This window comes from Frankia sp. CcWB3 (assembly GCF_977927595.1).
The window spans coordinates 1-3,471 of the sequence record NZ_CDWRCK010000343.1 but is presented as its reverse complement, the minus strand read 5'-3'; the positions used below and the strand labels follow the sequence as shown (position 1 = coordinate 3,471).

At 67.3% G+C, this 3,471-nt stretch carries 4 protein-coding genes and 1 pseudogene; 3 read left to right on the top strand and 2 right to left on the bottom strand.

Translation table 11 applies throughout. The annotated features are described in order from the left end of the window. The first annotated feature begins 224 nt into the window (after nucleotides 1-224). From bioB to ACY5KJ_RS18770, 3 genes are all read left to right on the top strand, one after another. Complete coding sequence (gene bioB / locus ACY5KJ_RS18780; RefSeq protein WP_462189144.1) at nucleotides 225-1,319, top strand: biotin synthase BioB; 1,095 nt, start codon at nucleotides 225-227, stop codon at nucleotides 1,317-1,319. Nucleotides 1,320-1,558: 239 nt separating this feature from the next. After that, the gene (locus tag ACY5KJ_RS18775) at nucleotides 1,559-2,164 is read left to right on the top strand and encodes a type II toxin-antitoxin system antitoxin SocA domain-containing protein (protein WP_462203980.1); all 606 of its coding nucleotides are present in this window, start codon (nucleotides 1,559-1,561) and stop codon (nucleotides 2,162-2,164) included. After that, complete coding sequence (locus ACY5KJ_RS18770; RefSeq protein ID WP_462203979.1) at nucleotides 2,161-2,742, top strand: Fic/DOC family protein; 582 nt, start codon at nucleotides 2,161-2,163, stop codon at nucleotides 2,740-2,742. Before ACY5KJ_RS18775 ends, ACY5KJ_RS18770 begins: the two co-directional genes overlap by 4 nt. Nucleotides 2,743-2,779: 37 nt before the next feature. On the opposite strand, the pseudogene ACY5KJ_RS18765 reads toward ACY5KJ_RS18770, so the two are convergent. Together ACY5KJ_RS18765 and ACY5KJ_RS18760 are read right to left on the bottom strand one after the other, a co-directional pair. Then, nucleotides 2,780-2,883: pseudogene (locus tag ACY5KJ_RS18765) on the bottom strand (IS982 family transposase); the annotation flags it as partial. A 70-nt stretch (nucleotides 2,884-2,953) separates the two neighbouring features. Next, on the bottom strand, nucleotides 2,954-3,471 hold a 518-nt coding region (locus ACY5KJ_RS18760), incomplete at its 5' end, for an NHL repeat-containing protein (RefSeq protein ID WP_462203978.1).

The following is a 3,471-nucleotide window of genomic DNA, read 5'->3' as shown; positions in this document are numbered from 1 at the left end:
CCATCCTCCCCTTCCTCCCCATCCTGCCCGCCGGCGCCGGTCGGCCACGTCCACGTCCGGGTAACCCCGGCCGTACCCCCGCCCCGGCATGGGCGATTGCTGGTTCCGATCAAGGTAACGATGAGAGTGTGGGCGTGGCGGAAGGACGATCACCTGCAGGTTTCCGCCGCCCGCCAATGCCCGCCAGTGCCCGCCGTGCCAGCAGAGGATCGAGGATGACGGACATGGACCTGTCAGCCACCCTGAACAGCCTTGTCAGCAAGGGGGTGAGTGGTCGGGCCCCGACCCGGGACGAGGCCCTAGCCGTCCTGCGCAGTGACGACGACGATCTCATGGATGTCATCGCCGCCGCCTACCGGCTCCGGCGGAGGTACTTTGGCAGGCGTGTCAAGCTGAACTTCCTGGTGAACCTCAAGAGCGGGCTCTGTCCGGAGGACTGTTCCTACTGCTCGCAGCGGCTCGGTTCGAACACGGGAATCCTGAAGTACACCTGGCTCAAGCCCGAGGAGGCCGCCGCGACGGCCGGTGCCGGCATCTCGGGCGGTGCCCGCCGGGTGTGCCTGGTCGCGAGCGGCCGCGGGCCGACGGACCGGGACGTCGACCGCGTGGCGGACACGGTCGGCGCGATCAAGACCGCACATCCGGGCGTGGAAGTGTGCGCGTGCCTCGGCCTGCTGTCCGACGGGCAGGCCGCACGGCTGCGGGCGGCCGGTGCGGACGCCTACAACCACAACCTGAACACAGCCGGTGAGAAGTACGCAGACGTCTGCACGACGCACACCTACAACGACCGGGTTGACACGGTGCAGGAAGCCAGGCATGCCGGCCTCTCACCCTGCTCGGGCATCATCGCCGGCATGGGGGAGAGCGACGAGGACCTCGTCAACGTCGCCTTCGCGCTGCGCGAGCTGGCCCCGGACTCCATCCCGGTCAACTTCCTCATGCCATTCGAGGGCACGCCCCTGGGCGCGGAGTGGAACCTCAACCCCCGGCAGTGCCTGCGCATTCTCGCCATGGTCCGGTTCGTCAACCCCACGGCCGAGGTGCGGCTCTCGGGCGGCCGGGAGATTCATCTCGGCTCGATGCAGCCCCTCGCCCTCTCGGTGGTGAACTCCATCTTCCTCGGTGACTACCTGACCGGTGAGGGCCAGGAGGGCCACCAGGACCTGAAGATGATCGCCGAGGCGGGATTCACGGTGGAAGGTCTCGACGCCGACACCGATACCGAGGCCGAGGCGGCTGTGGCCGCGGGCGCGGGCCCGGAGCGGGTCGCGCTGCGTCAGCGCGGTGCCGGCACCGCCCTGCCGCCCAACGCCTGATCCCGGCATCCACCGCCCGGCCGGCGGATGATCAAGTGGACGTTCGCCTGGCTGGGCTGGCCGGGCCCGGTATGCCCAGAACGAGCATGAGTGCCTGGGCCTCGGCGACCAGATCTGGTTCGAAAGAGCGGTCCCGCGTGGGGCAAGGCGCGATGCCCCCTGCCCTGCGCGCGTAAAATATTTCAGTACAGGGTATTGCTCGGTGCGCTCGGTGCGCAGAGTCCGAGGGAGGTGAGGGTATGGCCGAGAACGTCCATGATGTTGCCGCCTTCATCCTCGCGCAACTCGGGATGATGGCCACCTGGCGTTTGCAGAAGCTGGTCTACTACTCGCAGGCATGGCATCTCGCCAACCATCGCGTGAATCTCTTCGACGAAGAGATTCACGCCTGGTCAAACGGTCCGGTGGTATGGGCGCTCTTCGAGAAGCACCGCGGCTGCTTCTGCGTCAGCTCATGGCCAGCGGGGGATCCCCGTCGACTCGGGCCCCAGGCGACTCGGACCATCGAGTGGGTGCTGCAAAAGTACGGGCCTTTCAGTGGCGACGAACTGTCGCGGATAACGCAGGTGGAGGCGCCATGGCGGCTGGCGCGTGCAGGGTTGCCGGAGGGGGAGTCGTCTAACGAGCCCATAGAGCCAACGATCATGGCGGACTACTACGCTCGGCTGAGGATGTCAGTCGACGAAGCCGTCTCGGCTGCGGTCGGCAACGCGCGTCTGGAGGGCCACGAGTTCTCGCCTGATACGCAGACTCGACTCCGGCAGGTAGCGTCAGGGACGTGCACAGCCGATGAGGCTGTCGCGGAAATTCTCGCCCGTCACAGGGGGCGCGGCCTCGACCAGTGAGCGACCCGTACTGCTGGCCGGGCACCGAGTGCCTGCGGAACCGGCTCGACATACATGATCCTGATGAGCTCGCCGACATCGAACAGCAGATCTCCGGCCTTCGCTACGCTGAGCTGGGAGCATCCCTCCTCCCGGGCGCTTACGATACCGAGCATCTTCGTCGTTTCCACCGGATGCTCTTCCAGGACATCTACCGATGGGCGGGCGAGATTCGTACTGTGAACCTCGCGAAGGATGGCCACCCGTTCTGCCGGGCGCTGTTCGTTGAGGGGCAGCTCTACGATCTTTTCTCGGGCCTGGCCGAAGACCGTCATCTCGTAGGGCTTAAGCGAGAATCCTTCGTTCTCAGGTTTGCGACACTCTACGGCGACCTGAACGCCATCCATCCGTTCCGGGAAGGAAACGGCAGAGCTCAACGGGCCTTCCTACGACAGCTCGCGGCGGGTGCGGGCTGGACCGTGCTCTGGGAGAAGCTCGGTAAAGAGGCCAACGATGGCGCTTGTCATCGCTACCGCATGAGCTTCGAACCGGGCGAGCTCGTCAATATGCTCGATCCGATCATGACGCCGAGGATGTAGGCACTTGCGAGCGCCAGTCGATGCGCCCGGCGACCGAGAAGAACCGCGAATGCGATGCACAGCAGCCGTACCTGGCCCATCCGGCAGGTTCGAGCGATGCACGGTCGGGCGGGACATCCCGCACGGAACCGGCGTCGCCTCCGCATGACCCATCCCGGGTAACCCCGGAGGACCGTGCCGGGCTCAGTGGGACCGACGCCGGGTGACCGATCTATGCGACCGGGAGACGGTGGATGAGGTGCTGGGCGGTGTCGACGACGAAGGCGGTGCCGTCGCTGTGGACGGTGACACCGAGCGGTCGCCGCAGACCTGTTCGGGCGTCCGCGAAGGTGCGGACGAGTCGATCGCGGGTGACGAGGCGGACCCGTCCCCGGTCGGGGTCGGTGACCAGCAGACCGCCCGAGGGGGTGGGCGCCAGCGAGTGGGGCCGACCGACGTCCGCGATCCGGGCCGGGGCTCCGTCGTCGGGGGACGCGCCGTAGAACATCCCGGCAGCCGTGGAGATGGTCCCGTCGGCATCGACCGCCCGCAGCAGGTGATTGTCGGTGTCGGCGAGGTAGACATTCCGTCCGGGCGGGGCCGTGACGTCGTGCGGGCGCCGGAGCTGGGCGAACTGGGCGGGTCCGTGATCTCCGGACAGGCCGGGGACACCCGCCCCCGCCAGCGGTGCCGCTCGCAGATCCGGGTCGATCAGGATCACCTGGTGGCCGCCGGTGTTCGCGACGTACA

What these genes read in the sequence shown, in the direction of transcription:
- bioB (WP_462189144.1), top strand. Translation starts at nt 225, where the DNA reads ATGGACCTGTCAGCCACCCTGAACAGCCTTGTCAGCAAGGGGGTGAGT.
- ACY5KJ_RS18775 (WP_462203980.1), top strand. Translation starts at nt 1,559, where the DNA reads ATGGCCGAGAACGTCCATGATGTTGCCGCCTTCATCCTCGCGCAACTC.